This window comes from Amycolatopsis eburnea (assembly GCF_003937945.1).
Taxonomy (GTDB): domain Bacteria; phylum Actinomycetota; class Actinomycetes; order Mycobacteriales; family Pseudonocardiaceae; genus Amycolatopsis; species Amycolatopsis eburnea.
Genome location: NZ_RSEC01000036.1, coordinates 660,999 through 678,065 on the forward strand (window position 1 = coordinate 660,999; position 17,067 = coordinate 678,065).

Consider the following 17,067-nt stretch of genomic DNA (forward strand, 5'->3'; position numbering starts at 1 on the left):
CCATGACCGGCCCCACTGACCTGCCCACCCTCCCCGGCACCCCGTTCGCCGGGCTGCTCGACGACGCGCGGGCGCTGCAAGACCGCACGATCGCGCTCCGCCGCGCCGTCCACCGCCGGCCGGAGCAGGGCCTCCACCTGCCGCGCACCCAGGCGGCGATCCGGGACGCGCTCGCCGACCTGCCGCTGGAGATCACCGAGGGCAAGGCCACGACGTCGCTGACGGCCGTGCTGCGCGGCGCCCGGCCCGGTCCGGCCGTGCTGCTGCGCGGCGACATGGACGCGCTGCCGCTGACGGAGGAGACCGGGCTCGACTTCGCGTCGGAGGACGAGGAATCGATGCACGCGTGCGGGCACGACACGCACGTCGCGATGCTGGCCTCCGCGGCCCGGCTGCTCGCCGGGCGCACGGACCAGCTGGCCGGCTCGGTCGTGTTCATGTTCCAGCCGGGCGAAGAGGGCCACCACGGCGCCCGGTTCATGATCCACGAAGGCGTGCTGGACGCCGCCGGGACGCGGGTCGAGCGCGCGTTCGGCGTGCACATCCTCGCCAACGCGCCCAGCGGGCTGCTGCAGCTGCGGCCCGGCCCGCTGATGGCGTCGGCGGACTCGTTCACCGTGCGCGTCACCGGCAAGGGCGGCCACGGCTCCGCGCCGCAGCACACGATCGACCCGGTGCCGGCGGCCGCGGCGATGGTCGGCGCGCTGCACACGATGATCACGCGCCGGGTCAGCGTGTTCGACCCCGCGGTGCTCTCGGTGACCCGGATCCAAGCCGGCACGACGTCCAACATCATCCCGGAGACCGCCGAGCTCGAAGGCACCATCCGCACGCTGTCCGAGCAGACGCGCGCGCTGGTCCGCGCCGAGCTGCCCAAGGTGTGCGAGCAGGTCGGCGCCGCGTACGGCTGCCGCGTGGTCGCCGACGTCGAGCCGGGCTACCCGGTCACCGTCAACGACGACCGGATCGCCGCCGAGGTGCTGCGCCTGGGCGCGACCGTGCTGGGTCCGGAGAACGTCGAGCTGCTCCCCGACCCGCTGATGGGCGCCGAGGACTTTTCCTACGTCCTGCAACGCGTTCCGGGCGCGTACGCGTTCCTCGGCGCGTGCCCGCCCGGCGTCGACCCGGCCGAAGCGGCGGCGAACCACTCCAACCGCGTCGTCTTCGACGAGGACGCCATGCCGAGTGGCGTCGCGATGCTGGCTGCTTTCGCGCTGGACTCCCTCCGTTAAGGCCCGGTGCGCGACGGGCGGCCGTCTTCCAGGTGGCCCGCGAAGCGGCGGCGCCACCCCGGGACCTCGAACGCGACGTCGTACCAGCCGTTGCGCGTCGGCACGGGGAAGTCGCGCGAGCCGCCCGGCGGGACCACGACGTCGTTCAGCGTGACCGGGGACGGCCCGCTGTTGGTCACCGTCACCCGCAGCGCGGGCGTGCTCACGAAGGTGACGGCGGCGTCGAGACCGGGCCCGCCGGAGGCTTCGGCGACGAAGCCGTTCGGGCCGTGGATCGCCACGTCGTACGAGCCGCCGTGCGCGATCCGGCCGGTGACCTCCCCGTTCGGCGGGACGTCGAAGCGCTGCGGCGGGCCGCCGGCGTGGTAGGCGTACGCGGCCAGCTGCAGCGCCTGCGTCCCGTGGTTGGCCAGGTGCAACGTCAGCTCGCTCGGCTCGGCCGACGCCCACGCGACCGGCTGGTACGGCAGCGGGCGCGCCTTGGCCGTGCCGGGTTCCTGCGCGAGCGCGCCCGGCCGGACCCGGGGCTTCGGCAGCTTCGCCTGCGTCCGGTCGGCCTCGGCGCGCAACACGTCGGCGTCCGGCAGCAGCGGGATCGTCGTGTCGTGCGTGCGGAAGTCGAAGCAGCTGGTCAGGTCGCCGCAGATGGCGCGGCGCCACGCCGAGATGTTCGGCTCGCGCACCCCGGTCCACGTCTCGAGGAAGCGCAGCACCGACGTGTGGTCGAAGACCTGCGAGTTCACCCAGCCACCGCGGCTCCACGGCGAAACGACGGTCATCGGCACGCGCGGCCCCAGCCCGATCGGCGCGGGCGCCCCGGACGGCTCGCCCCGCTCCGGCCGGTTTCCCGGCAGGTACTCGCCGGGGGTGCCGGGTGGCGGCACCGGCGGGACGACGTGGTCGAAGAAGCCGTCGTTTTCGTCGTAGTTGATGAAGACGACGGTGGATTCCCAGAGCTCCGGCTTGTCCCACAACGCTTTCAGCATCCGCTGGACGTAGGCGGCACCGTCGACCGGGCGGGCAGCGGGGTGCTCGCAGTAGCCGTAGGGCGCCACGACCCAGGACACCGCGGGCAACGTGCCCGCCGCGCAGTCGGCGAGGAACTCCGCCAGCACGTGGTCGACGTCCTTCCCCCGGCCCGAGTCGGGCTTGAGCTCCTTGCGCAGGTTCGCGCGCTCGGCCAGCCGCCGCTTCACCGGGTCCATCGAGTACAGCGCGTCGTGGTAGTTCCGGAACAGCCACAACGGGTTGTCGCCGTAGTCGCCGACGAAGTGCTCGGGGACGCCGCGCTCTTCGTCGTTCGCGTAGATCCGCCACGAGACACCCGCCGACTCGAGCCGTTCGGGGTAGGTCGTCCAGCGGAACGAGGGCTCGTAGTCCGGCGCGTTGCGCGTCGCGGGGCCGCCCGCGACGCCGTCCGGGTCGATCGTGCCGGTCCAGTGGAAGAGCCGGTTCGGGTGGGTCGGGCCCTGGAGCGAGCAGAAGTAGTTGTCGCACAGCGTGAACGCGCTCGCCAGCGCGTGCTGGAACGGGATGTCGTCGCGCGTGAAGTACCCCATCGTCATGGGGCTCTTCGCCGCGATCCAGCCGTCGTACGCACCGCCGTTCCACGCGCGGTGCGTGCTGTTCCAGTCGTGCGGCAGCTCGCCGAGGTCCTGACCGTCCACAACGGACGTGTCGATCCGGAACGGCAGCACCGGGTCGCCGTCGCCGCGCTGGCGGAAGACGTCGCGAAGCGCCGCGCGGTCACCGAAGCCGCGTACGCCCGCCATGGTGCCGTAGTAGTGGTCGAACGACCGGTTCTCCTGCATCAGCACCACGACGTGGCGGACGTCGTCGATCGTGCCCTTCCGCGACGCCGGGGCGCACGCGGCGGACAGCGCGCCGGCCACGGTGACCGCGGCCGCGCCGCCCAGCACCGTGCGCCGCCGGATCCGGCTCATGCCCACCTCCACTTCCCCGGGTCAGCGGCCTGACCGGAGTACCTTTCCCACCGAGAGGTGAAGCCGTGCTCAACTCAGCGGAATTGGTCGCCTTCGCACCGTCGAGCGACCTCGAGCGCTCGCGCGCCTTCTACACGGATGTCGCCGGGCTCGAGTTCATCGAGCAAACCCCCTTCGCGGTCGTGTTCCGGAGTGGCCGGACGATGGTGCGCATCACCGCCGTGGCCGAGTTCACGCCGCAGCCGTTCACGGTGCTCGGCTGGGCGGTCGCCGACATCCGGGCGGCCGTCACCGAGCTGCGTGGCCGCGGTGTCGAGTTCCTCACGTTCGACACGCTGCCACAGGACACCGACAAAATCTGGACCACGCTGCCATCTGCGAGTATCGCGTGGTTCCGCGATCCGGACGGCAACGTGCTGTCGCTGACGGAGTTCACTGGCAATTAAACAACAGTGTTGATTTAATGGCGGGATGACCGACGCCGACGCCCTCGCCCAGCTCGCCGAGCAGGAGGAACGCCTCCAGTTCACGAAGTTCGACAACGAGACCGCGCTCGCGCTCGGCCAGCAGCTCCTGGCCGCCGCGCGCGACCGCGGGCTGCCGGTGACGATCTCCGTCCGCCGCAACGGCCAGCGCCTCTTCCACGCGGCGCTGCCCGGCACGTCGGCCGACAACGACGCCTGGATCGACCGCAAGAGCCGGGTGGTGGACCGCTACGGCCACAGCTCCTTCCTGGTCGGCACCCAGTTCCGCGCGAAGGGCGGCTCGTTCGAGGAGGACAGCCGCCTGGACCCGGACCGCTACGCCGCGCACGGCGGGGTGTTCCCGGTACTCGTGCGCGGCGTCGGCCCGGTCGGGACGGTCGGCGTGTCCGGGCTGCCGCAGGCCGAGGACCACGCGTTCGTGGTCGAGCAGCTGGAACGGTTCCTGGCCTCCTGATCAGCCTTGGCGCAGCTTGCCGAGCACGGACTCGGCCAGCTTCGCGGCGCCGCCGCAGCGGTCTTTGTCCCAGTAGCTGTCGGGCAGGTCCTTGCCGAGGAGCCCGAAGGTGAGCATCTGGTCCGCGGTGACCTGGACGGAGACCGAGCACTCGTTCAGGTTGCCGAACTCGTGGTAGACGACCGCGGGAAGGCCGTCGATCGACGTCTCGGTCCACGGCTCCAGATCGCCGCTCTTCTTCAGGTTGGAGACCGCCAGCTCGGCGAGGGTCCGCGGCTCTTGCACCGGCTTCACCGCCGTGAAGTGCGCGGCGACGGGACGCCCCCAAGAGCAGCCGAACGCCGTCAGCCTGTTCGCGAAGACGCCGTCAGGCGGGTCGGCCACGACCGCGGCGACCTGGTCCTTGGTGAGCAGGCCGCACGGATCGGCGTCGAACTTCGCCAGGTCCACGGGCCGGTCGACCCGGTCGAGCGGCATCGCCGCACCCGTTTGCGCCGGCGCCGGCGGCTGGGAGAGCACGCGTTCCGGCCCCGACCGCCCGCACCCGGTGACCAGGCTCGCCGCTACGGCCACCACACCGGCCAGGACCAGCCCCCTCATTCGGGAGCCGCCGTCGGATCGATGCGCCACTGCTTCTCGTTGTCCATTCCGGAGTTGCCCGGCATCTCGGGGATGTCCGGGAAATCGGTGTTGCTCTGCACGAGGTCGGTGGCTTGCTTGCGGAAGTCACCCAGAGTGGTGACGGCCTGGGCGAACAAGCCGTTGATTGCGGTGACGAGGTTGGCGAACGCGTCCACGACCGCGTCGATGACGTCCTTGGACGTGAAGATGTCCACGATCGGGATCGCCGCGGTGATGGCCGCGATGATCGTCTTGTAGCCCAGCTTGCCGAGTTCGACCGCACACGTGCCGATGAACTCGATGGCCTTGCTGTAGGTCTGGATCACGCAGCCGGCGATCTCGGAGAGGATCCCGGACATCCGCCCGACGACGTCCTGCTGATCGCCCAGCGCTTTCCCGACGTGGTCCGAGTAGGTGGTGAACTGCGCGGCCGCGCGGCCGCCCCAGGTGCCGCTCACGGCCTGGACCGCGTTGTCGATGTCGTCGCTCGCATCGGAAAGGGTGTGGTTCTTCGCGAACTCCATCGCCATGTCCTGGACGTGGAACGCGTTGCCCAGCAGCTTGTTCCGGACATCGTCCAGCAGCTGGAGGATGTCGCCCCGGCCGATCAGGTGCGCGATCTTGGCGATCTTCCCGGCGGATTCCTCCGGGAAGGGTTGCGGGGGCGCGGCGGGTGGCGGTGGCGTGGCCGTCGGTGTGCTCATGGTCAGTTCAGTCCCTTCGCCAGGTCACGCAACCGCTTGAAGTCCTCTTCGTCCTGGGTTTCGTAGTAGTCGGCGGCTTTGTCCAGGGCCGTGGCGAACTTCTCGAGCTGTGCCGCGCCCTTGTCGGTCTTCTGCCGGATTCCCGTGATCGCCTCGTTGAACATGCGGACGACGTCCGCCTGGGCACCCAGCATGCCGACGTCGCCGTCGCTCAGGGCCACCTGAGCCAGGTCCTCGCTGCCGAACTTCACGACCTTGTCCCGTGCCGCGAAGACGTCGTCGGTCGCGGCACGCAGCGATTCGGGGTAGACCTCGAAGCCGGACCCGGCCGCAGCGTTGCCGAACGGGTTGAAGTTCCCGGAACTCATCGAACCTCCCGCGAGGCTTCGTCGATCATGGTCTTGCGGCGGGTCTTCGCCGCCGACTCGGCGTTGGTGATCGCGCGCAGGACGTGGCCGGCCAGGCTTGTACCCGACTGCCCGGCGAGCGCTTCGCGGGCGAGGTCGACCGAGACGAGGCCGCCCGAACCGTCCACCGTCACGGTGCCGAGACCCGCACCGATGTTCAGCAGCGTCGGCGTGCTGTCGCCGAGCGCCGCCGCTTTCTCGACGGCGGCGACCCGCGCGTCGATCTCCTTCGCGAGGTGGTAAAGCTGCTCTTCGCCGGTCACCAGCGCCCACCCCCGGATCGCGGGTCCTCGTCGGTCAGGAAGTCGAACTCCTCGAAGCTGCCCTGGTCGTCCGGCTCGGCCGGACGCCGGACGGGTTCCGGCGCGGGCGCCGGGCGCGGCGGCCCGGGCGCGGCGCCCGCCGGAGGCGGCGGTGGTTGCTTGCCGAACAGCGCGTTCAGCTCGGGCAGCGAAACGGCTTTGGCCGTGTTTCGCGCGTTGCGTACCGCCTCGACGATGCTGAGGCCCAGCTTCTGCGCGTGCGCTCCGTACAACGCCCGGTCGTCGATCCTCAGGTCGACGAGCTTCGCTTGGCCGGTCACGACCGCGGTGACCAGCTGATCGGCCGACCTGGCCGTGTGCCGCGCGGCGGCCAGCCGCGCGTCCAGCTCACCGGCTTCCCGTTGCAGCACCCTGAGATCCCGGCGCGGTCCACTCATGACCGCATCACGACGTCGAACATCCTCATTCCCCCTACTCCAGGTTCCGTCCAGGTGACGGAACGTGCCCAGGCCGCACCTTAACGCGACCCTCCGACAATTTCGCGGAGTCCGAAAAAAAGACGGCGGAGATCACAAGTCCTGCTACCGTCGGATCCATGCAGCGCGCAGCGAACACGACGACGCCGGAGAGTGTCCCGGCGCGCTGAACCACGCATTCCAGCCCGGGGCGGTCGCCCCGGGCTTCGTCTTGTGGTGCGCCGCCTCGCTTTCCCGAGGAGCCCACCATGCACGACCACCGCAAGCTCGGCCGCGAACTCGGCCTGTTCGGTTCCGACCCGCTGATCGGCGCGGGCCTGCCCTACTGGCTGCCCGACGGCGCGGTCGTCCGGCACAGCCTGGAGGAATACGTCCGCGGCCTCGAACGGCGAGCCGGGTACCGGCACGTCCATTCGCCCGTGCTCGGCAAACGCGAGCTGTACGAGATTTCCGGGCACTGGGCGCACTACCGCGACGACATGTACCCGCCCATGGATGTCGGCGGCGAGCAACTCGTGCTGCGGCCGAGCCTGTGCCCGCACCACGCACTGATCTACCGGTCACGCGGCCGCAGCCACCGCGAGCTGCCGCTGCGGATCGCCGAGCTGGGCGGGATGTACCGCAGTGAGCTGTCCGGTGTCCTCGGCGGACTGGGCCGGGTCCGCGCGATCCAGCTCAACGACGCGCACATCTTCTGCGCGCTCGACCAGGTCGAAGCCGAGGTCGACGCGGCGCTCGCGCTGATCCGCCAGGCGTACGACGCGCTCGGCATCAGCCCGGCGCGCTACCGGCTTTCACTTCCCGGCGACGGCGGCAAATACGTGGCGGGGAATGGGGACCGCGCCGCGGAAATGCTGCGTTCCGTGCTCGACCGGAGCGGGCTCGCGTACGACGCCGTCGAAGGCGAAGCCGCTTTCTACGGGCCCAAGATCGACGTCCAGGTCGCCGACGGCGCGGGCCGCGAATCGACCCTGTCCACCGTCCAGGTCGACTTCCACCAGCCCGCGCGGTTCGGCCTCGAATACGTGGGCGCGGACGCGGCGAAACACCGGCCGGTCATGGTGCACCGCAGCATCATCGGCAGCGTCGAACGCGCGGTGGCGCAGCTGATCGAAGTGCACGGCGGCGCGTTCCCGGCTTGGCTCGCGCCGGTGCAGCTGCGGCTGCTCCCGCTTTCCGACGCGGAATTGCCGTACGCGCGCGAAGTCCTCGATCGCTGCGGTGACCTGCGGGCCGAGATCGCCGCCGAGGGCAGCCTCGGCGCCCGGATCCGGGACGGGCGGCTGGCGCCGTTCCAGGCCGTGCTCGGACCGGAGGAGGCCGCTTCGGAGCGGCTTTCCCTGCGGTTGCGCGACGGCAGCAGGCTCGACGGGCGGCCGTTGGCCGACGCGCTCGCGTGGGTCAGGGCCGAGAGCTCGCCGCCGTCAGCCAGTCGAGGGCCGGGGTCATGCTTTCCGGCCGCGCCCAGCCGTTGATCACCGCGAGCAGTTCGAGGTAGCGCTCGCGGCGTGGGTCGTTGACGGCTTCGAGCCAGTCCCGCAGCTCACGCGGGTCGCGGCCGAGACCGTCGACGATCGACGCCGCTTCCGGGGTGTCCGGGGCGATCCCCGCGTCGAGCGCCGGCGTGACCGCGGCGCGGACCTCGGCGGCCAGGTCGCGGCGCAGACCGCCCTCGTGCTGGTCGACGAGCCGGCGCAGGACGGCGCGAAATTCCGCGTCCCGCATCAGCTCGGCGAGCGCGATCCAAGCGTCGAGCTGCTCTGGGCTCGGGTTTTCCGGTAGTTCCGGGGTCAGCGTCCGGGCGACCCGGCCAGGCCGGGACGGTCGCCCAGCGCTTCGGCGAGGAACTCGCCGATCAGGTGCTGACGCTCCACTTCGGACAGCTGGGCCAGTTCGTGCACGAGTCTCGTCTCCTCCGTCGTCGAACCGCGGCCGGCGATCGCCGTCAGCACCGCTTGGCGCAGGCGCAGCACGCGGATTTCCGCTTCCAGCGCCGCCGCGTGCCGGGCCGCGATGTCGGCGATCTCGACTTCGCCGTCGGTGATCCGGCGGATCGTGGCGAGGTCGAGGCCGAGCTCGCGCAGGGTGCGGACGAGGCCGAGCCGGGCGAGGGCGGCGTCGTCGTACCGGCGCTGACCTGCGGTGTTGCGTCCGGACGGCGGCACGAGACCGCGGTCCGAGTAGAACCGGACGGCCTTGATCGTCAGTCCCGTCCGCCTCGCCAGCTCGCCGATCGAATACCGCATGCCGACCAGCCTGGCAGCTCCCCTCGGGGGAGCCGCAAGCCTGGTTTCACCCCATCGTGTCGATCACGTGTTCGACAATTCGCGGTAACGTGGATCACATGGCAGAACGAGCACCGCCGGCCTTCAGGTCTCTTCCCGGATCCGGGTGACCAGCTGGGTCGGGTTCACGAACCGCAACGCGACGAGGAGGAGCAGGAGCATGGAACCCGTGTAGATGGTCGCCATCGCGTCCACGGACTGGTTCGCGCGGATGCCCGCGGCGAACACGGAGTTGTACAGCGCCACCACGAGCGTCGTCGAATCCGGGCCGGCGGTGAGGAACGTCAGCTCGAACATCCCGACCGTGCGCACCAGCACCAGGATCGACGCGGCCAGGATGCCCGGCAGCAGCAGCGGACCCAGGATCTGGGTGAACACCGACGCCGTCCGCGCGCCGGACATGCGTGCCGCGGCTTCGATCTTCGGGTCGATCTGCTCGATGAACGGCGTCATGGTCAGCACGACGAACGGCACCGACGGCACCAGGTTCGCCAGGATGACGCCGGTCGTCGTGCCGGCGAGGTGGACCTTGTACAGCACCGTGGCGAGCGGGATGCCGTAGGTGATCGGCGGGATGAGGATCGGCAGCACGAACAGCAGCATCACCAGGCGCTTGCCGGGGAAGGACCGGCGGGCCAGCGCGTAGGCGGCCGGGACGCCGACCGCCACCGACACGGCGATCACCACGAGCGCGACGACCGCCGTCGTCAGGAGGACGTCCGAGAGGCCGAACTCGCGCCACGCGTCGGCGTACCAATGAGTGGTGAAGCCGTCCGGGAGCCAGGTGCCGAACCACTGCTCGCCGAACGAGTCGACGACCACCGAGAGCACCACGCCGGCGAGGTTGACGAAGAAGAACGCGACGACGGCCCAGACGACCCAACGTCCAGGACGCGCGACCCAACCGGTCATCCCTTGCCTCCGGTCGCTCCGCGGTACAGGGTGGCGCGCCACGCCATGACCAGGCCGATCACGAGCAGCATGACCACCGCCATGAGCATCGCGACGGCCGAGCCCATCGAGTAGTCGTACTCCTCGAACGCGGCGTGGTAGGCCGCGATCGAGATGACGCGGGTCTCGTTCGCGGGGTCGCCGACCAGCTGCGCCGAGGGGAACACCGAGAACGCCATGACGAACGACAAGCAGAAGGTGATCGCCAGCCCGGGAGCCAGCAGGGGCAGCGTGATCCGCCGGAAGCGCTGGACGCCGTTCGCGCCCAGCGTCGCGGCGGCCTTCTCCAAGGAGGGGTCGATGCCCGAGAGATAGGACAACGTCAGCAGGAAGGAAAACGGGAAGCCGGTGATCACCAGTGACAGCAGCACGCCGGTGTAGTTGTGGATCAGCGGCAGCGGCTGGTCGGTGCTGCCCAGGACCGTGAGCACCTTGTTCAGCCAGCCCGCCGGGCCGCCGTACATGATCAGGCCCTGCGCGGTGAGCACGGTGCCGAGCGTGATGGGCACGACCAGGATCGTGGTCAGGAGGCGCTTGCCGCGGACGCGGCCGCGCAGGACGTACGCGATCGGGATGCTGGCGAGGACGTTGATGAACGTCGCGGGCAGCGCGATGCCGAGCGTCGTCCAGATGGTGTCGCGCAGGTAGGGGTCGCCGAAGAACCGGGCGTAGTTCGCGAAGACGCCGCCCCGGCGTGGGGCGAAGGACAACTGCAGGCCGTAGAGGAAGGGGTACAGGAACAGGCAGGCGATCACCAGCAGGCCGGGAACCAGCAGGAGCAGGGTGCGGTCGATGCCGCGTTCGGCCAGGCGGTGCCGGAGGGCCGGGCGGGCCGTCGTCACGGCGGTCACGGCGCGAACACCAGGACGCGCTCGGCCGGGACGCCGATCTTCGCGGTGTCGCCGGGGGCCAGGCGCTTGTCCGTCCGGAAGTACACCGGCACCCCGGTCGGCAGCCGGGCGGAGACGGACAGCTCGCGGCCGTGGTACTCGACGATCTCGATCGTGACGTCGAGGGCGTTCTCCGCGCCGTCGCCGACGACGAAGTCCTCGGGGCGGATGGCCACCTTCGCGGGGCCTTCCGCGAGCGAGCCGCGGTTCGCGCCGGTCAGGCGGACGCCGTCGCCTTCGACGGTGACCGAGGAGCCTGCGGTGCCGGTGACCGTCACGTCCAGGAGGTTGCGGTAGCCCATGAAGGAGGCGACGTAGCTGTTCACCGGCTGCGCGTAGACCTCCTCGGGGGTGCCGATCTGCTGGACCTCGCCCTCGCGGAGCACCACCAGGCGATCGGCCAGCGACAGGGCCTCCTCCTGGTCGTGGGTGACGTAGACGGTGGTCAGGCCGAGCGTCTGGTGGAGGCGGCGGATCTCCATCCGCATCTCGAGGCGGAGCTTGGCGTCCAGGTTGGACAGCGGTTCGTCCATCAGGACCACCGGTGGCTCCAGCACGACGGCGCGGGCGATGGCGACGCGTTGCTGCTGGCCGCCGGAGAGCTGCGCCGGGAACTTCGCCGCGTGCTCGGTGAGCTGGACCAGGCGGAGGGCTTCGTCCACCCGGCGGCGGGCTTCGGCGCGGGCGACCTTGCGCATCTTGAGGCCGAAGCCGACGTTGGCGCGGACGGACAGGTGCGGGAACAGCGCGTAGTTCTGGAACACCATCCCGAACCCGCGCTGCTCCGGCGGGCGGCCGTCGATGCGGGTGTCGTCGAGCCAGATGCTGCCGCCGGTCAGCGGGAGCAGGCCGGCCAGGCAGTTGAGGGCGGTCGACTTGCCGCAGCCGGACGGGCCGAGCAGGGCCACGAACTCGCCGCGCGTGATGGCGAGGTCGAGGTCGCGCAGGGCGTTCGCGGTGCCGAAGCTGCGGGAGACCCCGTCGAGGCGGAGCTGCTCGAACGTCACTTCTTGCCGACCTTCGAGCCGCCGACCAGCTGGTTCCACTTGTCGAACGCCTTGACCTGCTGTTCGGCGGGCAGCGACGTCTCCTTGGGGTACTGCGCGATCCACTGCTCGTACTCCGGGCGCCCGAACTGCTTGATCGTGTCCTGGCTCTTCTGCGGCGCCATCCGCAGGGTGACGTCCTTGACGGCCGGGCCGGGGTAGAAGTAGCCGTCGTCGTAGGCGATCGCCTGCTGGTCCGGCTTGAGCATCCACGCGATCAGCTGGAGGATCGCCGACTCCTGGTCGGGCGAAAGGCCCTTCGGCATCAGGGCGTACTGGGCGTCGGTGACCCAGTGCATCGGCTGCATGATCGCGGTCTTGACCGTGTTCGGCACGGTGCCGAGCTTGCGCGGGTTGATGTCCCAGCCGGTGGTGGACATGATCATGTCCACCGAGCCCGAGGCGAGGTTCTTCATCGTCTCGGTGGTGCCCGACGGGTAGTACTTCACGTACTTGCCCAGCTCCTGCAGGTACGCCCAGGTCTTGTCCCAGCCCTTGTCCGGGTCCTTCGGGTCCTTGTCGCCGAGCAGGTACGGGAGTCCCATCAGGAACGTCCGGCCCGGGCCGGAGTTGGCCGGCTGCGCGTACTGGAACTTGTCGGGGTGCGCCTTGGCCCAGTCGAGCAGCTGCTGCGGGGACGCGGGGGCGGCCGGCACCGCGCCGGGGTTGAACTCCAGGAGCGGGCCGGAGGGGTAGTACACGACCTCGACGCCGTAGCCGTTGGCGAGCTCCTGCATCTTGGCGGCCGGTTCGAGGTAGTTCTGCATCAGGTTCGGGAAGCGGCCGGCGAAGTCCGGGAGGACCTTGGCCAGGGTGCCGTTGGCGATTCCGGCGGAGAGGCCGTCGGTGCCGCTGAGGACCAGGTGCGTCTGGGCGACGCCGCCGTCCTGTTCGGCCTTGAGCTTGCCCGCCATGCTCGGCGCGGGCGCGGTCGAGTACGTGACCTTCGCGAGGACTTCGGGGTGGGCGGCCTTGAAGTTCTCGATCATCTGCTTGGTGAGCTGCAGGTTGCCCGCGACGTCGAGGATGTTCAGCTCGACCGGCTTGCTCGGCTTGTCCGGCACCGCCTGGGGATCCGCGGCCTGGCCGCCGCCGTCACCGCCGGGGGCGCCGCACGCCGCCAGGCCGGCGGCGAGGCCGGCCGCCAGCAACATTCGTCGGAATCGGAAGCCGGTGCGACGGTGCATGGCTGCTCCTGGGTCCGTGATAATGTTGTACGCCGCATCGTATATCAGATAGGACATGCCATTGGCCACGTTCGAGGAGCAGAAGCACCGACTCTCGGGCGTGGTGGCCATCCCGGTCACGCCGTTCGACGCCGAGGGCGCCGTCGACGCCGGGACGTACGCGAAGCTGGTGGACCGGCTGGTCACCGGCGGCATCGAGGTCGTGACGCCGAACGGGAACACCGGCGAGTTCTACGCGCTCGACGCCGCCGAAGCCCGGCAGTGCCTGGAGATCACCGTCGAGGCCACCGCGGGCCGGGCCAGCGTGCTCGCCGGGATCGGGCACGACGTCGCTTCGGCGACGCGGGCCGCTATCCATGCGCGGGATGCCGGTGCCGACATGATCATGGTCCACCAGCCGGTGCACCCGTACGTCTCCGGCGAGGGCTGGGTGGACTACCACGCGGCGATCGCCGGCGCGGTGCCGGAACTCGGCGTCGTGCTCTACGTCCGCAACCCCGCGATCGCCGGCGAACAGCTGCGCGCGCTGGGCGAGGCGACGCCGAACGTCATCGGCGTGAAGTACGCGGTGCCGGATCCGGTCCGGTTCGGGTCGGTGGCCCGCGACGCCGGGTTCGAGCGGTTCGTCTGGATCGCCGGGCTGGCGGAGCTTTCGGCACCCGGCTACTTCGCCGTCGGCGCCACCGGCTTCACGTCCGGGCTGGTGAACGTCGACCCGGCGACGTCGCTGGCGATGTTCCACGCACTGTCCACACGGGACTACCCGGCGGCGATGGCGGTCTGGGAGCGGATCCGGCCCTTCGAAGAGCTCCGCGCGGCGAACGGGAACGCCAACAACGTCAGCGTGGTGAAGGACGCCCTCGCCCAGCTGGGCCTGTGCCGCCCCGACGTCCGGCCGCCGAGCCGGCTGCTGACGGCGGCCGAACGGGAGCGGCTCTTCGGGCTCCTGTCCTCGTGGGGACTCTCCTAGAGCTCCATCGGCAGGCCGAACGACGGGAAGACCGCCGGGACGAACGTCGTCACCTCGGTCACCCGGTCACCGTCGATCGACAGCGCGTTCAAGCCGAACGCGTGGAAGCGGCCGTCGTGGCGCAGGTACGTCGCCACGGCCGGGCCGCCGTTCGCGCGGGTCGGCCGCATGCGCAGCTCCATCGACACCGGGCCGTGCAGCACCGGGGCCCAGCCTTCGAGGACCGTCGCCAGGCCGCCGTACCAGGTCGGTTCCGGACCGTCGTGGCCGCCGGCGCCCGGCTGGTGGCTGCAGCGGACGTCGTCGCTCAGCACGGCCGCGATGGCCGTGTCGTCCGCGGCCGTGATCGCCGCGATGTAGCGGGACACGACCGCGCGCTCCTCGCTGCTCGACTCGACGCGCCACTCCGTGCGCCGCGCGGGCAGCTGCTCCTTCAGCTCGGCTCGCGCGCGCTGAAGCGAGCTACTCACCGAAGCGGGGGTTGTCTCCAACGCGGCCGCCGTCTCCTTCGCCGACCAGCCGACGACGTCGCGGAGGATCAGCACCGCGCGTTGCCGGGGCGAGAGGTACTGGAGGGCGGCGAGGAACGCCAGCTCGACCGTCTCGCGAGCGATCGCCGCGTCCAGCAGGTCGTCCGGTGCCGGCTGCAGCCACGGGACCGCCGCCGCCGGCCGGGGCGCCAGGTGCGAGCCGGACGCCACCGGCAGGTCCACCGACGGAACCACGCGCGGCGTGCGGTCGAGGAAGTCGAGGCAGGCGTTCGTGGCGATCTTGTACAGCCAGGCCCGCACGCTCGCCCGGCCCGCGTACTGCTCACGGCCGCGCCAGGCGCGCAGGAAGGTCTCCTGCACCAGGTCCTCGGCCTCGTCGAGCGACCCCAGGAACCGGTAGCAGTGCACCCGCAGCTCCCGCCGGTGCTGCTCGGTCAGTTCGGCGAACTCGGTCTCGTCCATCGTGTCGGTAACCATGCCCGGTGTGACGCCACCCGGCACCGGAAATCAACTCTTCGCAGGTCAACCAGGGTGTGGCCGAAGTTACTCGCGCGTTAAGGACGAGTAAGCGACCGGGTACCGGCCGTCAGGACCGCATTCACGGGGGACGCCCGGCAGCGCGGACGGCGGTGTCCTGGCGGGGTCCGATCCGCCGCGATGCCCGGAGGCACCCGTGACGCTCAGCGAGCTTCTTCCCAGCCTCGGCTGCGAAGCCGCCGATCACCTCGAGCCAGGAGTCTGGCCGCGAAGCACCCGACTCGGCGAAGACGGCGAACTCCTCTTCGCCGGCGCGCGAGTCAGCCACCTCGCCGCCCGCTTCGGGACGCCGTCCTACCTCATCGACGAGCAGCAGGTCCGCGACACCGCCCGCGAGTACCGCGAAACACTCCCGGACGTCGAGGTCGCGTACGCGAGCAAGGCCCTCTGCACCCGCGCCGTGCTGCGCTGGGTCGCCGAGGAGGGGCTGTCGCTCGACACCTGCTCCGCCGGGGAGATCGCCGTCGCCCGGTCCGTCGGCTTTCCCGCCGAGCGGATGCTGCTGCACGGCAACGCGAAGACGCCAGAAGACCTGAAAGCCGCGCTCGGGTACGGCGTGCGGCGGATCGTGGTCGACTCGCTCGACGAGATCGAGCAGCTCGGCGCGCTCGCCCACGGCGGGCAGCAGGTGATGATCCGGGTGACGCCGGGTGTCGCGGCCGGGGCGCACGCCGCCATCAGCACCGGCGCCGAGGGGCAGAAGTTCGGGTTCTCGCTGCTGGACGGCGTTCCCGACAACGTCGACGCCGCCGCCGAGGCCGTGCTGGCGCAACCCGGGTTGCGGCTGGCCGGCCTGCACTGCCACATCGGCTCGCAGGTCTCGCGGGTCGACCGGTACGAAGCCGCCGCGCGGCGGATGGCCGGGGTGCTCGTCCGGCTGCGGGACGCCCACGGCGTCACGTTGCGGGAGCTCGACCTCGGCGGCGGGCACGCCGTGCCGTACGTCGGCGGCGAGCCCGCGTTCGACCTCGGCGGGTATTCGCGGCGGCTGCGCGTGGCGCTCGCCTACGAGTGCGCGGCGCACGGTTTCCCGTTGCCCCGCTTGACGATCGAGCCGGGCCGGGCGCTCGTCGGTCCGGCCGGCATCACGGTGTACCGCGTGTGCGCGGTCAAGCGCGGCAGCCGCACGTTCGTCGCGGTCGACGGCGGCATGAGCGACAACGCGCGGCCGTCGCTCTACGGCGCCCGGTACACGACGCGCCTGGTCGGCCGGCGCTCCACCGCGAAGCGCGTCCCGATGACCGTCGTCGGCAGGCACTGCGAAGCCGGCGACGTCCTGGCCGACGGCCTCGCCCTGCCCGCCGACCTGCGCGCGGGCGACCTGCTGGCCGTGCCGTGCACCGGCGCGTACCACCACTCGCTGGCGTCGAACTACAACCAGGTCGGCCGCCCGCCGCTGGTCGGCGTGAAGAACGGCGTCGCGACGCTGCTGGTGCGCCGCGAAACCGAGGAGGACCTCAGCCGCCGCGACCTGGGCTAGTCGCTTCCAGCCCGGCGAGCAGCACACCGAGGGCGTAGCGGAAGTCCTCCTCGACCGTCGACCCGGCGCGTTCGCGCAGGCCACCGGCCATCAGCGGGAACGGGAAAGCCGCCGAAGCGATCGCGGCGGCTTCCTCCTCGGGCGGCAGCCGCGTCTGGTCCTCGACGGCCCGGCCGAGCACGAAGTGCACCAGCAGCCCGGCCGCGCGGGTCGCTTCGCCGAGCGAGAAGCCCGCGTCGTGCAGGACACCGGTCGCGCGTTCGGCCAGTTCGCCGAGCGCGCGGGCCACCCGGAGGTCCGCGCCGAGCGCGACGCGGGCGCCGTCGCGGTGCGCGAGCAACGCCGTGTGCAGCGCGAAACCCGCGTCCTCGAGCCACTTCAGCCACGGACCGGAAGCGGGCAGCCCGGCGACGACCGGCGCCACGATCGCGTCCGCCAGGTGGTCGAGCAACGCCCGCTTGCTCTGGAAATGCCAGTACAACGCGGGTGCTTTGACGCCGAGCTCGGTGGCGAGCCGCCGCACGGTCAGCTTGTCGAGCCCCTCGTCTTCCAGCAGGTTCAGCGCGACGCGCACCGCGTCGGCGACTTCCAGCGGCATGCTGCTCCTTGACGCCTTAACTTGTTAAGGACATCCTAGCCCTTAAC

The 17,067-nt window shown here is 71.0% G+C and carries 20 protein-coding genes; 6 read left to right on the forward strand and 14 right to left on the reverse strand.

Translation table 11 applies throughout. The features are described from left to right. The first annotated feature begins 2 nt into the window (after nt 1-2). Nucleotides 3-1,232: a M20 metallopeptidase family protein gene (locus tag EIY87_RS15745; protein ID WP_125308515.1), complete on the forward strand. Its 1,230-nt coding sequence runs from the start codon at nt 3-5 to the stop codon at nt 1,230-1,232. Here EIY87_RS15745 and EIY87_RS15750 read toward each other — a convergent pair. Then, nucleotides 1,229-3,175 (reverse strand): phosphocholine-specific phospholipase C, encoded by a 1,947-nt coding sequence (locus EIY87_RS15750; RefSeq protein ID WP_125308520.1) that lies wholly within the window; start codon nt 3,173-3,175, stop codon nt 1,229-1,231. The two genes, EIY87_RS15745 and EIY87_RS15750, sit on opposite strands and share 4 nt — an antisense overlap. 65 nt (nt 3,176-3,240) lie before the next feature. Here EIY87_RS15750 and EIY87_RS15755 point away from each other — a divergent pair, with 65 nt between their 5' ends. After that, nucleotides 3,241-3,621 carry a VOC family protein gene (locus EIY87_RS15755; RefSeq protein WP_125308525.1) on the forward strand — a complete coding sequence of 127 codons (381 nt, stop codon included), beginning with the start codon at nt 3,241-3,243 and terminating at the stop codon, nt 3,619-3,621. A 25-nt stretch (nt 3,622-3,646) separates the two neighbouring features. Continuing rightward, entirely contained in the window at nt 3,647-4,114 is a 468-nt protein-coding gene (locus tag EIY87_RS15760) for a heme-degrading domain-containing protein (protein ID WP_125308528.1), read from the forward strand. On the opposite strand, the gene EIY87_RS15765 is transcribed toward EIY87_RS15760, so the two are convergent. Genes EIY87_RS15765 through EIY87_RS15785 form a run of 5 tightly spaced genes read right to left on the reverse strand, consistent with a single transcriptional unit; the run spans nt 4,115 to nt 6,546 of the window. Then, entirely contained in the window at nt 4,115-4,714 is a 600-nt protein-coding gene (locus EIY87_RS15765) for a DUF3558 domain-containing protein (RefSeq protein ID WP_125308531.1), read from the reverse strand. It lies immediately after the preceding gene. Beyond that, nucleotides 4,711-5,439 carry a WXG100 family type VII secretion target gene (locus EIY87_RS15770; RefSeq protein ID WP_125308534.1) on the reverse strand — a complete coding sequence of 243 codons (729 nt, stop codon included), beginning with the start codon at nt 5,437-5,439 and terminating at the stop codon, nt 4,711-4,713. The genes EIY87_RS15765 and EIY87_RS15770 overlap by 4 nt, the downstream gene beginning before the upstream one ends. A 2-nt stretch (nt 5,440-5,441) precedes the next feature. Further along, nucleotides 5,442-5,807: a hypothetical protein gene (locus EIY87_RS15775; RefSeq protein ID WP_125308537.1), complete on the reverse strand. Its 366-nt coding sequence runs from the start codon at nt 5,805-5,807 to the stop codon at nt 5,442-5,444. Then, nucleotides 5,804-6,109: a hypothetical protein gene (locus EIY87_RS15780; RefSeq protein ID WP_125308540.1), complete on the reverse strand. Its 306-nt coding sequence runs from the start codon at nt 6,107-6,109 to the stop codon at nt 5,804-5,806. Before EIY87_RS15780 ends, EIY87_RS15775 begins: the two co-directional genes overlap by 4 nt. Then, on the reverse strand, nt 6,106-6,546 hold the full coding sequence (locus EIY87_RS15785; protein ID WP_125308542.1) for a YbaB/EbfC family nucleoid-associated protein: 441 nt from the start codon (nt 6,544-6,546) through the stop codon (nt 6,106-6,108). The genes EIY87_RS15780 and EIY87_RS15785 overlap by 4 nt, the downstream gene beginning before the upstream one ends. Before the next feature lie 287 nt (nt 6,547-6,833). Here EIY87_RS15785 and thrS point away from each other — a divergent pair, with 287 nt between their 5' ends. Then, nucleotides 6,834-8,060: a threonine--tRNA ligase gene (thrS, locus tag EIY87_RS15790; RefSeq protein ID WP_125308545.1), complete on the forward strand. Its 1,227-nt coding sequence runs from the start codon at nt 6,834-6,836 to the stop codon at nt 8,058-8,060. Here thrS and EIY87_RS48355 read toward each other — a convergent pair. The 6 genes from EIY87_RS48355 to EIY87_RS15815 all read right to left on the reverse strand — a co-directional run bounded on the left by EIY87_RS48355 (nt 7,987) and on the right by EIY87_RS15815 (nt 12,911). After that, nucleotides 7,987-8,310, reverse strand: a complete 324-nt coding sequence (locus EIY87_RS48355) for a hypothetical protein (RefSeq protein WP_225439890.1) — start codon at nt 8,308-8,310, stop codon at nt 7,987-7,989. The genes thrS and EIY87_RS48355 overlap by 74 nt on opposite strands. A gap of 65 nt (nt 8,311-8,375) precedes the next feature. After that, nucleotides 8,376-8,831, reverse strand: coding sequence for a MerR family transcriptional regulator (locus tag EIY87_RS48360; protein ID WP_225439891.1), 456 nt, complete (start codon nt 8,829-8,831; stop codon nt 8,376-8,378). Nucleotides 8,832-8,954: 123 nt separating this feature from the next. Further along, nucleotides 8,955-9,782 carry an ABC transporter permease gene (locus EIY87_RS15800; protein WP_125308549.1) on the reverse strand — a complete coding sequence of 276 codons (828 nt, stop codon included), beginning with the start codon at nt 9,780-9,782 and terminating at the stop codon, nt 8,955-8,957. Then, nucleotides 9,779-10,672: an ABC transporter permease gene (locus EIY87_RS15805; protein WP_125308552.1), complete on the reverse strand. Its 894-nt coding sequence runs from the start codon at nt 10,670-10,672 to the stop codon at nt 9,779-9,781. The genes EIY87_RS15800 and EIY87_RS15805 overlap by 4 nt, the downstream gene beginning before the upstream one ends. After that, complete coding sequence (locus EIY87_RS15810) at nt 10,669-11,718, reverse strand: ABC transporter ATP-binding protein (protein WP_125308555.1); 1,050 nt, start codon at nt 11,716-11,718, stop codon at nt 10,669-10,671. The genes EIY87_RS15805 and EIY87_RS15810 overlap by 4 nt, the downstream gene beginning before the upstream one ends. Next, nucleotides 11,715-12,911 (reverse strand): extracellular solute-binding protein, encoded by a 1,197-nt coding sequence (locus EIY87_RS15815; RefSeq protein ID WP_125308560.1) that lies wholly within the window; start codon nt 12,909-12,911, stop codon nt 11,715-11,717. Before EIY87_RS15815 ends, EIY87_RS15810 begins: the two co-directional genes overlap by 4 nt. A gap of 88 nt (nt 12,912-12,999) precedes the next feature. On the opposite strand from EIY87_RS15815, the gene EIY87_RS15820 reads away from it, so the two are divergent. Continuing rightward, nucleotides 13,000-13,914: a dihydrodipicolinate synthase family protein gene (locus EIY87_RS15820; protein WP_125308565.1), complete on the forward strand. Its 915-nt coding sequence runs from the start codon at nt 13,000-13,002 to the stop codon at nt 13,912-13,914. On the opposite strand, the gene EIY87_RS15825 is transcribed toward EIY87_RS15820, so the two are convergent. Then, complete coding sequence (locus EIY87_RS15825) at nt 13,911-14,867, reverse strand: RNA polymerase subunit sigma-70 (protein ID WP_125308569.1); 957 nt, start codon at nt 14,865-14,867, stop codon at nt 13,911-13,913. The genes EIY87_RS15820 and EIY87_RS15825 overlap by 4 nt on opposite strands. Nucleotides 14,868-15,078: 211 nt before the next feature. Between EIY87_RS15825 and lysA the strand changes: the two genes are divergently transcribed. Beyond that, nucleotides 15,079-16,422 (forward strand): diaminopimelate decarboxylase, encoded by a 1,344-nt coding sequence (lysA, locus tag EIY87_RS15830; RefSeq protein WP_125308572.1) that lies wholly within the window; start codon nt 15,079-15,081, stop codon nt 16,420-16,422. Here the strand turns inward: lysA and EIY87_RS15835 are convergent. Beyond that, nucleotides 16,400-17,020, reverse strand: a complete 621-nt coding sequence (locus EIY87_RS15835; protein WP_125308574.1) for a TetR/AcrR family transcriptional regulator C-terminal domain-containing protein — start codon at nt 17,018-17,020, stop codon at nt 16,400-16,402. The two genes, lysA and EIY87_RS15835, sit on opposite strands and share 23 nt — an antisense overlap. Nucleotides 17,021-17,067: the final 47 nt, after the last annotated feature.

What these genes read in the sequence shown, in the direction of transcription:
- EIY87_RS15775 (WP_125308537.1), bottom strand. Translation starts at nt 5,807, where the DNA reads ATGAGTTCCGGGAACTTCAACCCGTTCGGCAACGCTGCGGCCGGGTCC.
- EIY87_RS15760 (WP_125308528.1), top strand. Translation starts at nt 3,647, where the DNA reads ATGACCGACGCCGACGCCCTCGCCCAGCTCGCCGAGCAGGAGGAACGC.
- EIY87_RS15815 (WP_125308560.1), bottom strand. Translation starts at nt 12,911, where the DNA reads ATGTTGCTGGCGGCCGGCCTCGCCGCCGGCCTGGCGGCGTGCGGCGCC.
- EIY87_RS15825 (WP_125308569.1), bottom strand. Translation starts at nt 14,867, where the DNA reads ATGGACGAGACCGAGTTCGCCGAACTGACCGAGCAGCACCGGCGGGAG.
- EIY87_RS15770 (WP_125308534.1), bottom strand. Translation starts at nt 5,439, where the DNA reads ATGAGCACACCGACGGCCACGCCACCGCCACCCGCCGCGCCCCCGCAA.
- thrS (WP_125308545.1), top strand. Translation starts at nt 6,834, where the DNA reads ATGCACGACCACCGCAAGCTCGGCCGCGAACTCGGCCTGTTCGGTTCC.
- EIY87_RS48355 (WP_225439890.1), bottom strand. Translation starts at nt 8,310, where the DNA reads ATGCGGGACGCGGAATTTCGCGCCGTCCTGCGCCGGCTCGTCGACCAG.
- EIY87_RS15765 (WP_125308531.1), bottom strand. Translation starts at nt 4,714, where the DNA reads ATGAGGGGGCTGGTCCTGGCCGGTGTGGTGGCCGTAGCGGCGAGCCTG.
- EIY87_RS15820 (WP_125308565.1), top strand. Translation starts at nt 13,000, where the DNA reads ATGCCATTGGCCACGTTCGAGGAGCAGAAGCACCGACTCTCGGGCGTG.
- EIY87_RS48360 (WP_225439891.1), bottom strand. Translation starts at nt 8,831, where the DNA reads ATGCGGTATTCGATCGGCGAGCTGGCGAGGCGGACGGGACTGACGATC.
- EIY87_RS15785 (WP_125308542.1), bottom strand. Translation starts at nt 6,546, where the DNA reads ATGAGTGGACCGCGCCGGGATCTCAGGGTGCTGCAACGGGAAGCCGGT.
- EIY87_RS15835 (WP_125308574.1), bottom strand. Translation starts at nt 17,020, where the DNA reads ATGCCGCTGGAAGTCGCCGACGCGGTGCGCGTCGCGCTGAACCTGCTG.
- EIY87_RS15750 (WP_125308520.1), bottom strand. Translation starts at nt 3,175, where the DNA reads ATGAGCCGGATCCGGCGGCGCACGGTGCTGGGCGGCGCGGCCGCGGTC.
- EIY87_RS15745 (WP_125308515.1), top strand. Translation starts at nt 3, where the DNA reads ATGACCGGCCCCACTGACCTGCCCACCCTCCCCGGCACCCCGTTCGCC.
- EIY87_RS15800 (WP_125308549.1), bottom strand. Translation starts at nt 9,782, where the DNA reads ATGACCGGTTGGGTCGCGCGTCCTGGACGTTGGGTCGTCTGGGCCGTC.